This window comes from Halomonas korlensis, assembly GCF_900116705.1.
In the GTDB taxonomy this organism is placed as follows: Bacteria; Pseudomonadota; Gammaproteobacteria; order Pseudomonadales; family Halomonadaceae; genus Halomonas; species Halomonas korlensis.
Map to the genome: position 1 here is coordinate 70,231 of NZ_FPBP01000009.1, position 15,907 is coordinate 86,137.

Below are 15,907 nucleotides of genomic sequence, written 5' to 3' on the forward strand. Positions count from 1 at the left end.
AGGCGCTTTTGCACACGCCTGCCATTGACTCCTCCGCCCGCCGCCGGGTGGCGACGGGCGTCTCGTAGGGACTTGCGGGCTTGCAATCAACGACCCAGCAGTACGGCCGGTAGACCCGTGATCAGTACTGGGAAGAAGGCCATCAGGATGCAGGCCAGCACGATCAACGCACAGAAGGGGATTACCGCCTTGTAAAGATCGATGATCTCGACTCCGGGCGGTGCTACCCCCTTCAAATAGAAGAGCGCATAGCCGAACGGCGGCGTCAGGAAGGACGTCTGCAGCACCACCGCGACCATGACCACGAACCACAGCACATCCACGCCCATCTGCTCGACGATCGGCAGCATGATCGGGAAGCTGAGCAACACGATGCCGGTCCAGTCCAGGAACATCCCCAGGATGAACACCAGGAACAGCATCAGGATCAGTGCCCCGGTGGTGCCACCGGGCATGGCCATCACCACCTCATGGATCACCTGCATGCCGCCGCCCCGGGAGAAGACCCCGGTGAAGGCGGTAGCCCCCACCAACACCAGCATGACCATGGTGGTGGTCTTGCTGGCATCGATCAGAGTGTTGTAGCAGGTAGTGACCTTGCGGTCGCCGAAGATCAGGAACAGCACGAAGGCGATTAATACGCCGATGGCCGAGGCCTCGGTCGCGGTGGCGATGCCCAGGAACAGCGAGCCGAGTACGCCAAGGATCAAGCTCATGGGCGGCAGTACGTACTTGGCCAGCATGACCAGCAGCTCGCCGGTGCTGGTCTCGGCGCGCTCCTCGGCCGGTACTTTCGGCCCGTAGCTGGGCTTGACGTAACAGATGATCAGCACATAAAGCGCATACATCACCCCGAGCATCACGCCCGGCACCAAGGCGCCGGCGAATAACGCCCCCACCGAGACCGGCGAGTAGCTGGCCATCAGGATCAACATGATGCTGGGTGGGATCAGGATACCCAGGCAGCCGCTGGCCATGATCACCCCGGTGCTCAGCTCCTTGTTGTAGGAATACTTGAGCATTGGCACCAGAGCGATCATGCCCATTACGGCGATGGAGGCGCCAACGATGCCGGTGGTGGCCGCCAGCAGCACCGAGACGATGACGACTGTCAATGCCAGACCGCCGCGCAGGTTGGCCAGCAGCAGGCGCATGGTATCGAACATCTTCTCGGTGACGCCGGAGTCGTTGAGAAAGCGTGCCATCAACACGAACAGCGGGATGGCGACCAGCACATAGTTGTCGATGGAGTTGCCATAGATGTTGTTGATCAAGGTGCCGAGCACCTTGATGCCGGGGCCCAGCAGGGCACCCATCACGGCTACGCCACCGAGCACGAAGGCCAGCGGATGGCCCATGAACAGGCCGACCAGCAGGCCGCCGAACATGAACAGGGTGAGCATCTCGGCGCTCATGCGGCGTTCTCCTCGCGCAGTTGCTGGATGGCCCGGATGACGATGGCGACCGCCTGTAACAGGATCAGCACGGCGGCGATAACGATCACTGACTTCACCGGATAAACGGGGATGGCGACCATGCCATACGTGGTCTCGCCGCGGCTGAAGGAGCGCTCGAAGAACGCCCAGCCGTAGATAATCAGCATCCAGATGAAGGGAATGAAGAAGATCAAGTAACCGAGGATATCGAGGACGGCCTGCTTGCGGCGGGAGAGCAGGCGTTTGAGCACGTCGACCTCGACATGGGCATGATGGCGCAGGCCGTAGGCTGCCATCAGCATGAAATGGGCGCCGAACAGCATCTTCGTCACGTCGAAGGCCCAGTCGCTGGGGCGTCCGATGAGGAAGCGCATGGCGATGTCATAGATCACGATCAGCGTGATCACGGCGAGTAGCGGAGCGATCAGGCGGCCGAAGCCCTCGTTGAGGGAATCGATTGCCTTGGCAATGGCGTTCATGGTGAGGCTCTCGGAATCGGGCGAGGCAGACGAGTACAAGACGGCGCGGTAGCCGCCGGAAGAGGCCGGGCTCCAAGGGAGCCCGGCTCGACTCACTTACTGGTTCATGCAGGCCTCGAGCTCTTCCAGGGACGGCAAGTTGTCCATGGTGCGGCTCATGTTGAAGGGAGCCGAGATGTCACGCCAGGTAGCATACTCTTCCAGATAGCTGACCATGGAGTGGTAAACCTTGGCGTGCATCGGATCCTCGCACGCACCCTGCAGGATTACCTCGTTGGTGATTTCCTGGATGCGCTCGAGGTCTTCCTCGGGCAACTGATGAATCTCCACACCGTCGTCGATGAAGGACTGGGTGCCCTCGGTGGACTCGCGCTCTGACCAGGCCAGCGACCAGGTCATGGTGGCCTCGGCGGCGATCTTCAGCTTCTCCTGGGTTTCCTCGGAGAGAGCATCCCAGGCGTCCTTGTTGATCATCACGCCGAACACGCTGGCAGACTGGTGCCAGCCGGGTACGGACCAGTGGTCGGCCACTTCGGCGAAGCCCGCCTGGTAATCGACGCCCGGAGTGGAGAACTCACCGGCATCGATGACACCACGCTCGATGGCCTGGTAGACCTCACCCCCGGCCAGGGTGACCTGGGAGCCGCCCAGTTCCTCGAGCACACGACCCTGGTCACGGCCGGAGAGGCGCAGGCGCTTGCCCTCAAGATCGGCAATGCTCTCGATCGGCGTGCCACCCATGAAGCCGGACTCGTTGTTGGTGATACCGTAGGGCAGGTAGACCATGTTGTACTCGCCGTAGACCTCCTGGTAGAGATCCCAGCCACCCCACTGGTTGATCCAGTTGAGATAGTCCACGCCGTTGAACAAGCTGGTGGTGGTGGCCAATGGCGAGAAGGCCGGGCTCAGGCCGGCCCAGTAACCGGGCCAGTCGCCGGCGGCCTCGATGCTGCCGGTCTCGGTGGCGTCGAACACTTCGGTGCCAGGCATCAGGGTGCCGCCGGCGCGGAACTCGATCTGCAATTCGTCACCGGCGAGCTTGTTGACCAGCTCTACCCAGTGGCGGTCAATCTGGATCAGGTCGAGGTTGTCCGGCCAGGTGGTGGTCATCGTCCACTGTTCCTGGGCCTGCGCTGTCGAGGTGGTCATGGCCGCCAGGGCGATGCCGGCCGCGAGACCGGTCAACGTGAACTTGCTCATCTTCTTCATGTAGTGCTCCCCATTGGGTTGTTCTGTTTGTTACAACATTCGCTGTGCTTTGTCCTTCCTGCGCATTGCCTGGCCGTCGCGACACCAGGCGCCTGACGGTAAGTTGATCGGGTCGTCCAGGCAGTCAGACAACAGCAGATAAGCTAGCATGCGCGAGCGAGAAGTATCGACAGTGATTATAGAGCTTCCGACCGTAAACCGTCGTACCCAAAAGACCGGGTTTCTCGATAATTGCGTCTCTAAATCAAGTAGATGAAACGTTTGTGTGATATTTCTGCTGCAACGCAAGGAGGAGGGTCAGCGTTGAAATGACAGCCTGCTTTAGACCAAAGTTGATGGCCCGATGGCCTCATTGACGGTTCCGGATGCCCTTGAACCTCTCTGGGAGGCGCGTAAGCGGCTGATCAAGCAGCACTGGCGTGCGCTCGTATGGCTTACCGGCGAGGCCGGGGCGTGCCGCGATCATGTCCTGTCCTTGTGGCAAGCCCCTACCTGGCAAGCGCCGCTGTGGCTGTCTGCCGAGGCCCCCGCCGGTATCGACCCAAGCTGCTGGCGGGCCTCGAAGCACGCACGAACACGGCTGGGTGGCGAGCAGGATCTGGTAGTGATCGATGCCGTCTCGGCGCACAGCGGCTTCGACCCCGAGGCCTTCGGTGCCGTGGCCGGCACCCTGCAAGCCGGGGGCCTGCTGGTGCTGATGACGCCCCCCGATTGGGGCGTGTGCCCCGATGCCGACTACCAGCGTCTGGCCGAGCATCCCTGGCGGGCCGAGCAGCTCAGCGCCCGCTATCTGGCGCGCCTCGCCCGCCTGTTGCGTGCCGACCCCACCGTGATGCAATGGCCGGTCGGGCAAGCCCCCGCAGCTTGCCGGCTTCCCGAGGCGTCTTCATCCTTGCCACCCGCCCCCGTCGATGACCGCGACTGCCTGAGCGCCGACCAGGCCGGCGCCGTGCGGCGGCTCACCCGCTTGCGTCGTCGCCGTCCACTGGTGCTGACCGCCGATCGCGGTCGCGGCAAGACCGCGGCGTTAGGCATCGCCTGCGCAAGGCTGTTGGCGGCCGGCGAGCCGCAGGTGCTGGTGACCGCGCCGCGGCCCTCGGCCGTCGAGGGGCTCTTCGAGCGGTTGGCTGCCCTCTGCCCCAACGGGCGTCGCGAGGGCCAGGCGTTTCACCAGGATGGCCAGACGGTACGCTTTCTGGCGCCGGATGCCCTGACGCTGCTGGCCCGCCGCGGCGGGGCCGGTGGTGCGGGGAGTCTGCTGCTGGTCGACGAGGCGGCGGCGATTCCGGCCGCGCTGCTCGGTGGGTGGCTCGAGGCGTTTCCGCGCATCGCCTTCGCGACCACGGTGCATGGCTATGAAGGCTCGGGGCGCGGCTTCGCGCTGCGCTTTCGCGCTCAGCTCGAACGACGCACGCCCGACTGGCAGGCCTGCACCTTGAACCAGCCGATCCGCTGGGCGGCAGGCGACCCCCTCGAGTCGCTGGTGGCGCGTCTCTTGATGCTGGATGCCGAGCCCGGCGAGGCCTTGCCCAGCCGCTGCCCGCTTGAGTGGCAGTGTTGGTCGCGCGACGCCCTGGCGACCGACGAGGCCCGTCTGCGCTTGTTGTTCGGCCTGCTGGTACAGGCGCATTACCGCACGACGCCGGCGGACCTGCGTCGCCTTCTCGATGGCCCGGGCGTTCGCCTGGCCGGCCTGGCACCCCGTGCGTCCCACGAGCTTGCCCGCGACCCGCAGGCGGTGGTGGTGACCAGCGACGAGGGTGGTTTTACGCCCGCGCTGGCCGAACGGGTCGCGCGTGGCGAGCGACGCCCGCGCGGGCATCTGCTGGCGCAATCGCTGGCGGCCCATGCCGGCTCGCGGGAGGCGCTCGAGGCGCGGCTGCGCCGGGTGGTGCGCATCGCCGTGCATCCCGGTCGTTGCGGCGAAGGCCTTGGGCGGCGGATGATCGAGGCCGAGCATGCGCAGGCCCGAACGGACGGCCTCGACCTGCTGGGGGCGAGCTTTGGCGCCGAACCGGGGTTGATCGCCTTCTGGCAGGCATTGGGGTTTCACACGGTGCGCCTGGGCCTGACCCGCGAGACCGCCACCGGCGAGCATGCGCTGATGATGGTCTCGCCCTTGAGCGAGCGCGGTCAGCAGCTGAGCGGCACGCTGCGAGCCCGCTTTCAGCGCCAATTGCCGGGGCTGCTGGCCTTCGAGCTTGCCGACCTCGCACCGGCCGTGGCGGCGGCGCTGCTGGCCGAGGGCGCCAAGGGTAATGGTGTCGCCGAGTGTGGCGAGGGCGAGACTATTGACGCCCAGGACCGGCGTGATATCGATGACGTGGCCTTCGCCCACCGGGAACCGACCCTGGCCCGCCCGGCGCTGCAGGCGCTGGTGCGCCAAGCGCTGGCCAGCGGAAGAGACCCCGCCGATAGTGACGTGCAACTGCTGGTGGCCTGGGCCTTCCTGGGACACGACGCTGCCCGGCTGGCTGCCGACCAGGGGCTTTCGGGCAGGCGCGAGGCCATCGCTCGGCTGCGCCGAGCCGTGGCGGCGCTGGGAGAAGACCTTGCGTGATCACGCCGCTTTGCAGGTCGTGGCGCGGTGGGTAAGGTAGCGCCACCCCATCCTGAAGGCACTTGACCATGAACGACCACCTCGAAACGCTCTCGCCGCCGTCGCTGTGGCGCCACTTTCGCACCCTGTGCAACATCCCCCGGCCTTCGGGCCGTGAGGCAGAATTGGTCGATGTGCTTGAGCGCTGGGCGGATGCTCGCGGGCTGGCACACGATCGCGACGGCTTCGGCAACCTGCGCCTGTGCAAGGCCGCCACGCCCGGCCATGAGCGCGCGCCGGGCGTCATCCTCCAGGGTCACCTGGACATGGTGGCTCAGACCAATGCCGACCATCCTCACGACTTCACCCGCGACCCCATCGTCACTTATGTGGCCGATGGCTGGTTGCATGCCGATCAGACCACCCTGGGCGCGGACAACGGGCTGGGCGTGGCGGCGGCGCTAGCGATTCTCGAGGACGATACCCTCGTTCACGGCCCGCTCGAGGCGCTGTTCACGCTCGAGGAGGAGACCTCGATGGGCGGCGCCCAGCAGCTGGCCGAGGACTGGCTGGAAGGCAGCCTGCTGCTCAACCTGGATTCCGAGGATCGCGGGGAGGTCTATATCGGCTGCGCTGGCGGTGCGGATGTGGTCGTCGAGGCGCAGTGGCCCACGGTAGCGCTGACCGACAGCGAGCAGCCGATGCGTCTTGCGCTGCGGGGGCTGTCGGGCGGGCACTCCGGGATCGACATTCACAAGGGACTCGGCAATGCCAACCGGCTGCTGGTGCGAGTGTTGCGCGCCCTCGAGCCTTATGCTGCGCGGCTGATCGACTATCACGGGGGCACCCTGCGCAATGCCCTGCCACGCGAGGCCTTCGCTGGCCTGGCGCTGCCGTCGCAGCACATCGAGGCGGCCCGGGTACGTATAACCGCTCTCGAGGCCACGCTGCGTGCGGAGTTGGCCGGCATCGACGAGGACGTGACGCTCGGGCTCGAACGCGTTGAAGAACGGCCTGCCGAGGCCTTGAGCGAGCAGGCGAGCCGCGCGCTGATCGCCGCCCTGCACGTGGCGCCCTGTGGGGTCGAGCGCATGAGCGCCGAGTTGCCCGGTGTGGTCGAAACATCCAACAACCTGGGCGTGGTCAGCCTGGAGAAGGGGCGGTTCTACTTGTGTGCGCTGGTTCGCTCGCTGCGTGACAGCGCCACCCAGGACATGGCCGATCGCTTCGCGGCGCTGTTCTCGCTGATCGGGGCGCAGACCCATATCGAACACGCCTATCCGGGCTGGACGCCGAATCCGGCAAGCCCGCTACTGGCCCGCTTCTGTCACCTGCATCAGCAACGGCTGGGGGTCGAGCCTGGCGTCAAGGTAATTCACGCCGGCCTCGAGTGCGGGATTCTCGGGGGCAAGTATCCGCAGTTGGACATGATTTCCTTCGGCCCGCAGATTCGCGGCGCGCATTCCCCCGATGAACGCGTGGAACTGGCCTCTGTGGAGGAGTTCTGGATGCTGCTGCGCGGGTTGATCGAAGACTTGGCAGATTGAACAAACTGGCCGAGAACAGCACGGGCGGGGAGGTTACCCGCCCGCTCGATGATAGTCCTTGAAATAGTCCTTGAGATAGTTCTTGAAACAGTGCTTGAAAATGAAGGCTTGGCTGGGCTAACGCTCAGGTCCAGATAGCGCTCAGGTCCAAATAGCGCTCAGTCCAGATAGGCGCCCAGCATCCAGACGGTCTTCTCCTGCTCGCGGATATAGTCACCGGCCTGGGCGGCGGTGCCCTCGTCGTCGGCATCCGAGGCCAGCGAGAGCAGGCCGCGCTGCAACTCGATCAGCGTCTGGTAGCCCTTGAGCACGCCTCTCACGCAGGCCTTGCCGTCATGGACGTTCTTGTCTTCCTCGATGGAGGCGATCTTCACGTAATCGCTGTAGGCATGCACCGGCTGATGCCCAAGGGTCAAGATACGCTCGGCGACTTCATCGACCTTGGTCAGCAGGTCGGTGTAGAACTCCTCGAACTTCTCGTGCAGCTGGAAAAATTCCGGGCCCTTCACGTTCCAGTGATAGCCGCGCACGTTCATGTAGAAGATCTGGTAGTTGGCGAGCAGCTCGTTGAGCTTCTCGGCCAGCTGCGTGGCGCTGGCTTCGTGCAGGCCTATGGTATTGGTGTCGCTCATGCGAATGCCTCCTTGATCGCGGTGCTGCCAGTGTGGGCCACCAATGTGGCGAAGGAAGAGCCAATTCTGCCCATCGCCACCATAGCGTTGCTATATGACATGCCGGCGACCTATATGACATGCCGGCGACGCCGCACGATTTCAAGCGCCGCGTCGCGGGGCGGCGGCGATCAGCAGCCGGGCCAGGCTCTCGGCACGATCGGCCAGCAGCTCGGCACAGCGCTCCAGCGCCTCGTCAAGCGTCATCGGGCCATCGGCCAGGGCGAAGGCGGCACTGACGCCTTCGCCGAAGGCCGCCTGCCAGCCGGGCGCCAGGCGGCCAGCCAGCACCACCACCGGTACGCCGTGACGCTTCGCCTCGCGGGCGACGCCGACCGGGGTCTTGCCGGCCATGCTCTGGCCATCGAGCTGGCCTTCACCGGTGATCACCAGGTCGGCCCCGTCGAGCAGGGCGCCGAAGCCGGCCTGCGCCATCACCAGCTCGATGCCGGGGCGCAGTTCGGCACCCAGGAAGGCCCGCGCGGCAAACCCCATGCCGCCGGCGGCGCCGGCACCCGCCAGCTCACGATGATCCGTGCCCAGCGCCTTGGCCGAAACATCGGCGAAGCGGGCCAGGGCCGCGTCGAGCGTGGCCACATCGTCCGGCGTGGCGCCTTTCTGGGGCCCGAAGACGGCGCTGGCGCCGCGCTCGCCGAGTAGGGGGTTGTCGACGTCAACGGCGGTCTCGACGGCGAGCCCGGCGAGGCGCGGGTCGAGCCCGTCGAGGTCGAGCTCGGCGAGATTTTTCAGTGCGGCGCCGCCGGCGGGAAGCTCACGGCCCTCGGCATCGAGCAGCCGCGCGCCAAGGGCAGCCAGCATGCCCGCACCGCCATCGTTGGTGGCGCTGCCGCCGAGCGTCAGCAGCAACCGCTCGGCACCCGCATCCAGGGCGTGACGGATCAGCTCGCCCACGCCGTAGGTGGTGCTGTGCAGGGCGGTACGCTCGTCCGGGGGCAAGGCCTGAAGGCCGCTGGCCTCGGCAAGCTCCACATAGGCGGTGCGACTGGCCGCATGCCAGCCCCAGTCGGCATGCGCTGGGCGACCCAGGGCATCATGCACGTTGGCATGGCGTCGCTCGGCGCCGGTCGCGGCGAGCAGGGCGTCGAGGCTGCCCTCGCCGCCGTCGGCGAGCGGGCATTCGAGCGTGGTGATATCGCCATCCACGCGGCCGATGCCGAAAGCAATGGCACGTGCGGCATCGGCCGCGGCCAGGGCGTCCTTGAAACTATCCGGGCAGATCAGAATCTTCATGGGCAGGCTCTGTTATCATTTTCGCCCAGCTTAGCGGCTGAGCGGAGCCGGCAGAAGAGGTAAACCTTTTTCCGCCTTCTGACGGATGCGTACACTATGGCTATTCAGCTTCGGGAGTCAGCTCATGCGTCATTGGCCGTTGTCCCTCATGCTGGTTGTGGGCTTGCCGGTTCTCGCCGGCTGCCAGACCAGTCCTTCGACGCTGCCGGTGGCGGAGCCCGCGCCGTCGGCCGAGTGCCGCTGGTCAAGCGATTCGGCCTCGGTGCGCGATCGCATGCGCCGGGCGATGGCCGTGCTCGAGGCCGAAGGTTTTACGGTGCGTGACACCGATCCCGTGCTGGGGCTGGTCAGCGCCGAGCGAGCGCGAACCCTGCCCGGCACCAGTGGTATGTACGATCCCTGGGAGCGCAGCAGCCTATTCGGCGGTTACGGCGGCTTTGGTAGTCGAGGCGGCTTCTCCGGCGGCGTTGTGGTGGGGCTAGGGGGTGGATATGGCGGCTTGGGTCGTGATGCGACGCGTCTCGAGCGTGTGTCGCTGGTCGCCACCTCCGAGGAGACGAGGGTCTCCCGTGACTCCCAGGTGATCGACTGGCGCGGTGAAGTGCACGAGACGCGCAGCGCCAGCGATGCCGACTTCTGTCGTCGGCTGCGCGAGGCAATGCAGGCCATGCCGGTCGAGGAGGCGTCACCATGATAAAGCGGCTTTCCGTAGTGTCGACAGCGGTACTGATGAGCCTGTGGTTGGGCGGCTGTGCCACCACGGCGCCCCCCGCCGAGCCACGCGAGCTGGTCTTCGAAACGCCTCCCGCGGTCACCCTCGAGACGGCCGTGGCACTGCTGATGGAGCGTGGCTATGTGATCCGCCATGCCGATGGCCAGCTGGGTCGCGCCGAGGCCGTGCTGTCGCGCTGGCCCGGATACAGCGTTGAGCTCAATGTCGAGGGGGAAGGCAACACCAGCCGGGTGAGTGTCTCCGCCACCCGCGGTGGCCGCCCCCTGACGCCGCAGACCCTCGACCCTTTTCTGGTGGACCTGCGGTCGCGGCTGGGGCTCTTTCTCTGACTGGTGCTTCCTCTGATCGTCGCTTTTTCTGGTCGGCTCAGGGAGGCGCCTCTTTCGTTATCCTGAGGTGGCTCTTCGAATGATCGGTAGTTTTGACAGGCGCCACGCCACCCTGTGGCAGCGGCTCTCCGGGGCGAGTCTCGCTCTGCTGTTGCTGTTCCTGCCGACAGTGATTCATGCCCACCCCCATGGCTGGATCGACATGAGCATGCGCCTGGTGTTCGACGACAAGGGGCGTCTGGCGGCACTGCATCAGTCGTGGCGGATGGATCCTTTCTACAGCCTGGTCATCCTCGAGGAGCTGGGACAGGTCGACGGCGGTGACAGCCTGGAAGCCGGCCTCGACCAGCTGGGCAACGATATCCGCGGCAACCTGAGCCCACATGACTACTTCACCGAACTGCGCCTGGGCGACGACAGGCTGCAACTGGGGCAGGTGAGCGAGTACACCGTGCTTGAGCGCGGCGGGCGGGTCGAGTTCATCTTCCGCTTGCCGCTGGCAGAACCGGTGACGCTGGCGGGCGAGACCTTGCGCTATCAGGTATTCGACCCTAGCTACTACCTGGAGGTGGTGCACGAAGCCGGTGATGATGGCCCATTGAAAGAAGCGCTGGTCGTGAGTGGCCGGGATGGCTGCCAGACACGTATTGTGCCCGCCGACCCGGACCCCGAACGGGTGCTCACTGCCGCGCAACTGGATGTCGACGAGCAGGGCGAATCGGGGCTCGGTCGCTACTTCGCCGAGACCGGGGAAGTGACATGCGACTGATGGCACGACCGCTGCTGCTATGTGTTGGGCTGTTGCTGGTCGGGCTGGGACTCTATTGGCTGTGGTTTCAGGGCGGATTGCAGGCGCTGAGCCTGTCTATCGTGACTTGGCAGCGCGACTTTCACCGCGCCCTGACGCTCGCCATCACCGAGTTTTCCGGTACGCCCTCGCCGGCGGCCTGGGCGACCCTGCTCGGCGTCAGCTTCGGGTATGGCGTCTTCCACGCCGCTGGCCCGGGCCATGGCAAGGCGGTGTTGACCACCTACCTGCTTTCCCAGGGCGGCGCGCGACGCCGGGCGCTGGGGCTGTCGTTTGCGGCATCGCTGCTCCAGGGGCTGGTGGCGATCGGCCTGGTCGTGGTGCTGGTACACGGGCTGGGCTGGTTGACGCGCCAGGCCATGGGTAGCGTGGTCTGGGTCGAACAGGCGAGTTTCCTGATGGTCGCGCTCCTGGGGGGCTGGCTGTGTGTTCGGGCGCTCCGTCAGCTGCGTCGCCCGGTGCCGGCCCATGAGCATGAACACGAGCACGGCCATGAACACGGCCATAGCCATGTTCATGACCATATGTGCTGCGGCGGACACCATCATGTCGACCCCCGTCAGGCCAGCGATTGGCGAACGGCGATGGCAACGGTGGTCGCCATCGGCATTCGCCCCTGCAGCGGCGGCGTGCTGCTACTGGGGGCGGCAACGCTGCTGGGTCAGTTCGCGGTAGGGGTGGCAGCTGTGCTGGTGATGTCGTTGGGCACGGCCTTGACCGTCTCGGCGCTCGCGCTTGCCAGCGTGATGGCCCGCGGCTGGGCCGTGCGACGCCTGGCGCAGCAGAGCCGGCCGCCGCGCATCGGCCGAGTGATTGGCTGGGCTTCGCTGGGCGGCGGGCTGGCCATTGCCGGACTGGGATTGTCGCTGACGTTCACCGGCATCAGCCAGCCCGCGAGCGCGCCGCTGCTGGGCGAGCCGCCGGCGCGTGACGAAACCGGTGAGGGGCCATCGGCTCACCCCTTCGGAGGATGAGGCGCCGCCAGGGGCAGGGTGTCGAGCTGTGCGAGTAGGCGCTCATACAAGTCTTTCAGCGCCTCTGGCCGGTAGGCCTCGGGCTGGCCATGTCCCCAGACCGGCGCCGGCCAGGCGGCATCGCTGCGGTGGCGCACGACCACATGCACATGCAGTTGGGCCACCATGTTGCCGAGCGTGGCAATATTGAGCTTGTCGCCGTTGAAGCTGGCTTTCAATGCTCGCCCGACCGCGGTGGCTTCCCGCCATAGCTGTTGCTGCTCGCCCTCCTCGAGATCGAAGACCTCGCTGACCGCGTGACGCCGTGGCAGCAGAATCAGCCAGGGAAAGCGTGCATCGTTCATCAGCCGCACCTGGCATAGCGGGAGCTCGGCCAGCGCATGGCTGTCGGCTGCGAGGCGAGCATCGGGTTGAAAGTCAGGCATGATGAGCCTCCTTGAAGGGGTGGGGGCGGGCACGGCTGATGCGGTATCGCGCAAGACTTGCAGCGCTGAGTTTGCTGTGTCTTCCGGGATGGCTATGCTGACCGGTCTTGTGCCTACGGAAAAGCGAAACCTTCGATGACCGCAATGGAAGTACTGGCGCTGCTGGTGATCGGCACCGTGGCCGGCTTCATCAATGTGCTGTCGGCGGGCGGGTCCATGCTGACGCTGCCGCTGCTGATGTTCCTGGGACTCCCGCCGCAGGTGGCCAATGGCACCAACCGGGTGTCTATTGTGCTGCAGAGCGTTTCGGCGGTGGCAAGTTTCTTGCGCGCCGGGGCCCGGCATACGGGGCTGAGCCTGCGGCTCTCGGTGCCGGCCGTGCTGGGCTCGCTACTCGGGACCTGGTTGGCGCTGCAGGTCAGTGACACGCTGTTCGAGGCGGTGCTGATCACGGTGATGGGCGCCTCGGCACTGCTGATGCTGCTTCCCCAGCCGCGTCTGGAGACTCGCCCATTGACTGTCAAGCGCCTGACGCCGGCCATCTATCTGGCGATGTTCGGTATCGGGGTCTATGGCGGCTTTCTCCAGGTCGGTGTCGGCATCCTGTTCATTGTGGTGCTTTACCGCATGCTGAAGATCGATCTTGCCCAGGTGAACGCCTTCAAGGTATTGATCATACTGATGTATACCCTGCCGGCGCTGGCGATCTTTGTCTATCACGATCAGGTGCGCTGGGGATATGGGCTTATCCTTGCCGCCGGCAGCATGCTGGGCGCCTGGGTCGGCGTGAAAGTCAATGTCAGCGCGCGCGGCGCGCTCTGGGTCAAGTGGCTGACGATCATCGTGATCGTGGCGATCATCCTGAGGCTGCTGCTGGGATGACGTGCTAGACTCAATGTGCAGTTTTCTTAAACTTCCCACCATGCTGCAAGGAGACATGTCTCATGAAAAGGATTTTGTCGTTGACGCTCGTTACCCTCTTCACGGTGTCATTGCTGAGTGGCTGCAATACCATGCGCGGCGCCGGCGAGGATATCGAGCAAGGTGGTGAGGCGGTCCAGCGCTCCGCCGACTGATGCGATGGTGACAAGCCCTTCTGAAGGATGCTGAAAGGGGGGCTTAACGGGCGTCGTGCTCGTCCTGAGCACGGCGCTCTTCGGCTTCGGCCTGTTTTCTCAGCTTTTTCCTAAGCGCGGCTTTTTCAAAACGCAATTGCTGCGTTGGTGTGGCGATATCAAGTGTCGGCACCCTCGCCGGCTGTCCCTCCTCATCGACCGCCACCATGGTCAAATAGCAGCTATTGGTGTGACGGATCAGCTTCTGTCGAATGTCTTCGGCGACTACCTTAATACCGATCTCCATGGAAGAGCGACCGACGTGATTGACGCTTGCCAGGAAGGTGACCAGCTCACCGACATGAATCGGTTGTTTGAAGAGGACCTGATCGACCGAAAGGGTCACTACGTAGTGGCCGGAAAAGCGGCTGGCGCAGGCATAGGCGACTTCATCGAGCTTCTTGAGGATGGCGCCACCGTGAACCTTGCCACTGAAGTTGGCCAGATCGGGGGTCATTAACACCGTCATGGTTAATTCATGCTGGCGGGGAAGGTCGTCGGGAGTCATGCTCTAGTTCCATGAAGTTGAATTGTCAGTATAGGGCAAGCATGTTTTGCCTTGAAACGAAGGCGTATCACGCCAGCTGGCACGGACCCGACCAACGCGTCCGATATAACGAGCTTGAGCCACATATATTACTCGGTGCATGACACCTGCAAGGAGGCAATGATGGAACCCGCTTTTCGTATCGGCGCCGAAGTGCTGGATACAGCCAACCAGAGTGTAGGGTCGGTCGATGCCCTAGGAAATCATTATCTCAGGGTCATCTCGTCCGACGGCTCGCCGCTTTGGATACCCTATTCTCGGCTCGATGTCACGGATGGCAATCAGCTCTGCCTGATCGACAGGGTCGACGACACGCATGGCGCCGTCTTGACTTCGATGCCCCATGGGGAGCGCGACCCGGATATCGACCCCAATGACGATATCAACGAGGCCAGCGCCGAATCTTTCCCGGCAAGCGACCCGCCCTCCTATACCCGCGGCAAGGCCTGAAACACATCGCGCACGGCAAGAGTGCCGTGCGCGATGATCTCGCATGGCGGCAGGATCAGAACCAGGTCAGGCCGATGGAGATGATGATGCCGGTGATGAACAGCTGGATCAGGCAGAATCCCATGATGTCCTTGGCTTTCAATCCGGCGATACCCAGCACTGGCAGGGCCCAGAAGGGCTGAAGCAGGTTGGTCCAGGCATCGCCCCAGGCCACGGCCATCGCCACACGGGGGATGTCGACGCCCAATGCTTGAGCGGCGGGTAGCATGACCGGTGCCTGTACGGCCCACTGCCCGCCCCCGGACGGTACGAAGATGTTGACGATTCCTGCGCTGATGAACGACCAGAAGGGCAATGAGGTTTCGGTGGCAAACGAGATCAACCCCTGCGACATGCTCTCGGCAAGCCCTGACTGCACCATGATCGCCATGATCCCGGCATAGAAAGGAAACTGGATGACGATGCCGGCCCCGCCCTTGATCGCCTCCTGAAGGCTGTTGAGCAGGCTCTGGGGCGTGCGGTGAAGCACGATCGCCAGGGACAGGAAGATGAAGTTGACCACGTTCAGGTTCAGGCCGCCGCCGCGCAGGACGAAGTGGTCGAGCAGGTAGAGGACGCCCGGGATACCCACCAGCCAGGCCAGCGTCACGCTGTTCTCGAGCCGTTCGGCCGGACGCGTGACGCGCGGCCGGAAGGCCTCGTCCTCGCCCAACAACTTGGGATCGATGAACACGCTGTCCTTTTCATCGGGCAGCATCAGGCGATTGACCAGCGGCACCGCAATGAACAGGCAAATGACGATCGCCAGATTGAAGAGCGCAAAGATGGTCGAGCCAGTACCGATCACGCCAATCTGCTCGGCGGTAAAGTGGCCATCCGTGGCGATGGTCAGCGGTATCGAGCCGGCCAGGCCGCCGTGCCAGACGATGAAGCCGGAGTAGGCGCTGGCTACCAACAGGCGATAGTCCACCCGCACCAGCTTGGCCAGTTCCTTGGCAAACAGTGCGCCCACTACCAGGCCGAAGCCCCAATTGATCCAGCTGGCGGCAAGCGAGACCAGCGTCACCAGGATGATGGCGCTACCGGGGCTCTTTGCCAGGCTGGCAAGCCGTTGCAACAGTCGCTTGACCGGAGGGGAGCTTGCCAGCATGAAGCCGGTAACCAGCACCAGCAGCATCTGCATCGAGAAGGTCAGCAGACTCCAGAATCCATCGCCCCAGAAGCGCATCACCGCCAGCGGTGTCTGTCGCTCCACCCCGATCGCCGCGGCGGCGGCAATGAGCGTCAGCAACAGAACGAAAATAAAAGGGTCGGGCAGGTAGCGTTCGACCAGCCTGACGGCCGGTTTCGAGATGGCCTTGAGCATGATGGCGTCTCTTGTTCTGGTTAGGAAA

At 64.6% G+C, this 15,907-nt stretch carries 17 protein-coding genes; 9 read left to right on the plus strand and 8 right to left on the minus strand.

Annotation, left to right across the window (positions count from 1 at the left end; all coding sequences use genetic code 11):
• Positions 1–86: 86 nt before the first annotated feature.
• The 3 genes from BM341_RS12670 to dctP all read right to left on the minus strand — a co-directional run bounded on the left by BM341_RS12670 (position 87) and on the right by dctP (position 3,124).
• Positions 87–1,415: a TRAP transporter large permease gene (locus tag BM341_RS12670; RefSeq protein WP_089796436.1), complete on the minus strand. Its 1,329-nt coding sequence runs from the start codon at positions 1,413–1,415 to the stop codon at positions 87–89.
• On the minus strand, positions 1,412–1,915 hold the full coding sequence (locus tag BM341_RS12675; protein ID WP_089796437.1) for a TRAP transporter small permease subunit: 504 nt from the start codon (positions 1,913–1,915) through the stop codon (positions 1,412–1,414). Before BM341_RS12675 ends, BM341_RS12670 begins: the two co-directional genes overlap by 4 nt.
• 96 nt (positions 1,916–2,011) lie before the next feature.
• Positions 2,012–3,124 (minus strand): TRAP transporter substrate-binding protein DctP, encoded by a 1,113-nt coding sequence (gene dctP, locus BM341_RS12680; protein ID WP_089796438.1) that lies wholly within the window; start codon positions 3,122–3,124, stop codon positions 2,012–2,014.
• 343 nt (positions 3,125–3,467) lie between these two features.
• Here dctP and BM341_RS12685 point away from each other — a divergent pair, with 343 nt between their 5' ends.
• The gene (locus BM341_RS12685; RefSeq protein WP_089796439.1) at positions 3,468–5,684 is read left to right on the plus strand and encodes a tRNA(Met) cytidine acetyltransferase TmcA; all 2,217 of its coding nucleotides are present in this window, start codon (positions 3,468–3,470) and stop codon (positions 5,682–5,684) included.
• A 68-nt stretch (positions 5,685–5,752) separates the two neighbouring features.
• Positions 5,753–7,210 carry an aminoacyl-histidine dipeptidase gene (locus tag BM341_RS12690; RefSeq protein ID WP_089796440.1) on the plus strand — a complete coding sequence of 486 codons (1,458 nt, stop codon included), beginning with the start codon at positions 5,753–5,755 and terminating at the stop codon, positions 7,208–7,210.
• Positions 7,211–7,368: 158 nt separating this feature from the next.
• Here the strand turns inward: BM341_RS12690 and BM341_RS12695 are convergent, their stop codons facing one another.
• Entirely contained in the window at positions 7,369–7,842 is a 474-nt protein-coding gene (locus BM341_RS12695) for a Dps family protein (RefSeq protein ID WP_089796441.1), read from the minus strand.
• A 141-nt stretch (positions 7,843–7,983) separates the two neighbouring features.
• Positions 7,984–9,132 (minus strand): glycerate kinase, encoded by a 1,149-nt coding sequence (locus BM341_RS12700; RefSeq protein WP_089796442.1) that lies wholly within the window; start codon positions 9,130–9,132, stop codon positions 7,984–7,986.
• Positions 9,133–9,256: 124 nt separating this feature from the next.
• Between BM341_RS12700 and BM341_RS12705 the strand changes: the two genes are divergently transcribed.
• The 4 genes from BM341_RS12705 (at position 9,257) to BM341_RS12720 (ending at position 11,976) form a co-directional block, all read left to right on the plus strand.
• Positions 9,257–9,826 (plus strand): hypothetical protein, encoded by a 570-nt coding sequence (locus tag BM341_RS12705; protein ID WP_089796443.1) that lies wholly within the window; start codon positions 9,257–9,259, stop codon positions 9,824–9,826.
• Entirely contained in the window at positions 9,823–10,194 is a 372-nt protein-coding gene (locus BM341_RS12710) for a hypothetical protein (RefSeq protein WP_089796444.1), read from the plus strand. Before BM341_RS12705 ends, BM341_RS12710 begins: the two co-directional genes overlap by 4 nt.
• 79 nt (positions 10,195–10,273) lie before the next feature.
• Positions 10,274–10,963 carry a DUF1007 family protein gene (locus BM341_RS12715; protein ID WP_089796445.1) on the plus strand — a complete coding sequence of 230 codons (690 nt, stop codon included), beginning with the start codon at positions 10,274–10,276 and terminating at the stop codon, positions 10,961–10,963.
• Positions 10,954–11,976 carry a nickel/cobalt transporter gene (locus BM341_RS12720; RefSeq protein ID WP_245784266.1) on the plus strand — a complete coding sequence of 341 codons (1,023 nt, stop codon included), beginning with the start codon at positions 10,954–10,956 and terminating at the stop codon, positions 11,974–11,976. Before BM341_RS12715 ends, BM341_RS12720 begins: the two co-directional genes overlap by 10 nt.
• Here the strand turns inward: BM341_RS12720 and BM341_RS12725 are convergent.
• Positions 11,958–12,401 carry an HIT domain-containing protein gene (locus BM341_RS12725; protein ID WP_089796446.1) on the minus strand — a complete coding sequence of 148 codons (444 nt, stop codon included), beginning with the start codon at positions 12,399–12,401 and terminating at the stop codon, positions 11,958–11,960. The two genes, BM341_RS12720 and BM341_RS12725, sit on opposite strands and share 19 nt — an antisense overlap.
• A gap of 135 nt (positions 12,402–12,536) precedes the next feature.
• On the opposite strand from BM341_RS12725, the gene BM341_RS12730 reads away from it, so the two are divergent.
• Entirely contained in the window at positions 12,537–13,283 is a 747-nt protein-coding gene (locus BM341_RS12730) for a sulfite exporter TauE/SafE family protein (RefSeq protein WP_089796447.1), read from the plus strand.
• A 62-nt stretch (positions 13,284–13,345) separates the two neighbouring features.
• On the plus strand, positions 13,346–13,477 hold the full coding sequence (locus BM341_RS12735) for an entericidin A/B family lipoprotein (RefSeq protein ID WP_089796448.1): 132 nt from the start codon (positions 13,346–13,348) through the stop codon (positions 13,475–13,477).
• 43 nt (positions 13,478–13,520) lie between these two features.
• On the opposite strand, the gene BM341_RS12740 is transcribed toward BM341_RS12735, so the two are convergent.
• On the minus strand, positions 13,521–14,024 hold the full coding sequence (locus tag BM341_RS12740; RefSeq protein ID WP_089796449.1) for an acyl-CoA thioesterase: 504 nt from the start codon (positions 14,022–14,024) through the stop codon (positions 13,521–13,523).
• Positions 14,025–14,183: 159 nt separating this feature from the next.
• Between BM341_RS12740 and BM341_RS12745 the strand changes: the two genes are divergently transcribed.
• Positions 14,184–14,513 (plus strand): hypothetical protein, encoded by a 330-nt coding sequence (locus BM341_RS12745; RefSeq protein ID WP_139233017.1) that lies wholly within the window; start codon positions 14,184–14,186, stop codon positions 14,511–14,513.
• 55 nt (positions 14,514–14,568) lie between these two features.
• Here BM341_RS12745 and BM341_RS12750 read toward each other — a convergent pair whose 3' ends face one another.
• On the minus strand, positions 14,569–15,879 hold the full coding sequence (locus BM341_RS12750) for a short-chain fatty acid transporter (protein WP_089796451.1): 1,311 nt from the start codon (positions 15,877–15,879) through the stop codon (positions 14,569–14,571).
• Between the last annotated feature and the right edge of the window lie 28 nt (positions 15,880–15,907).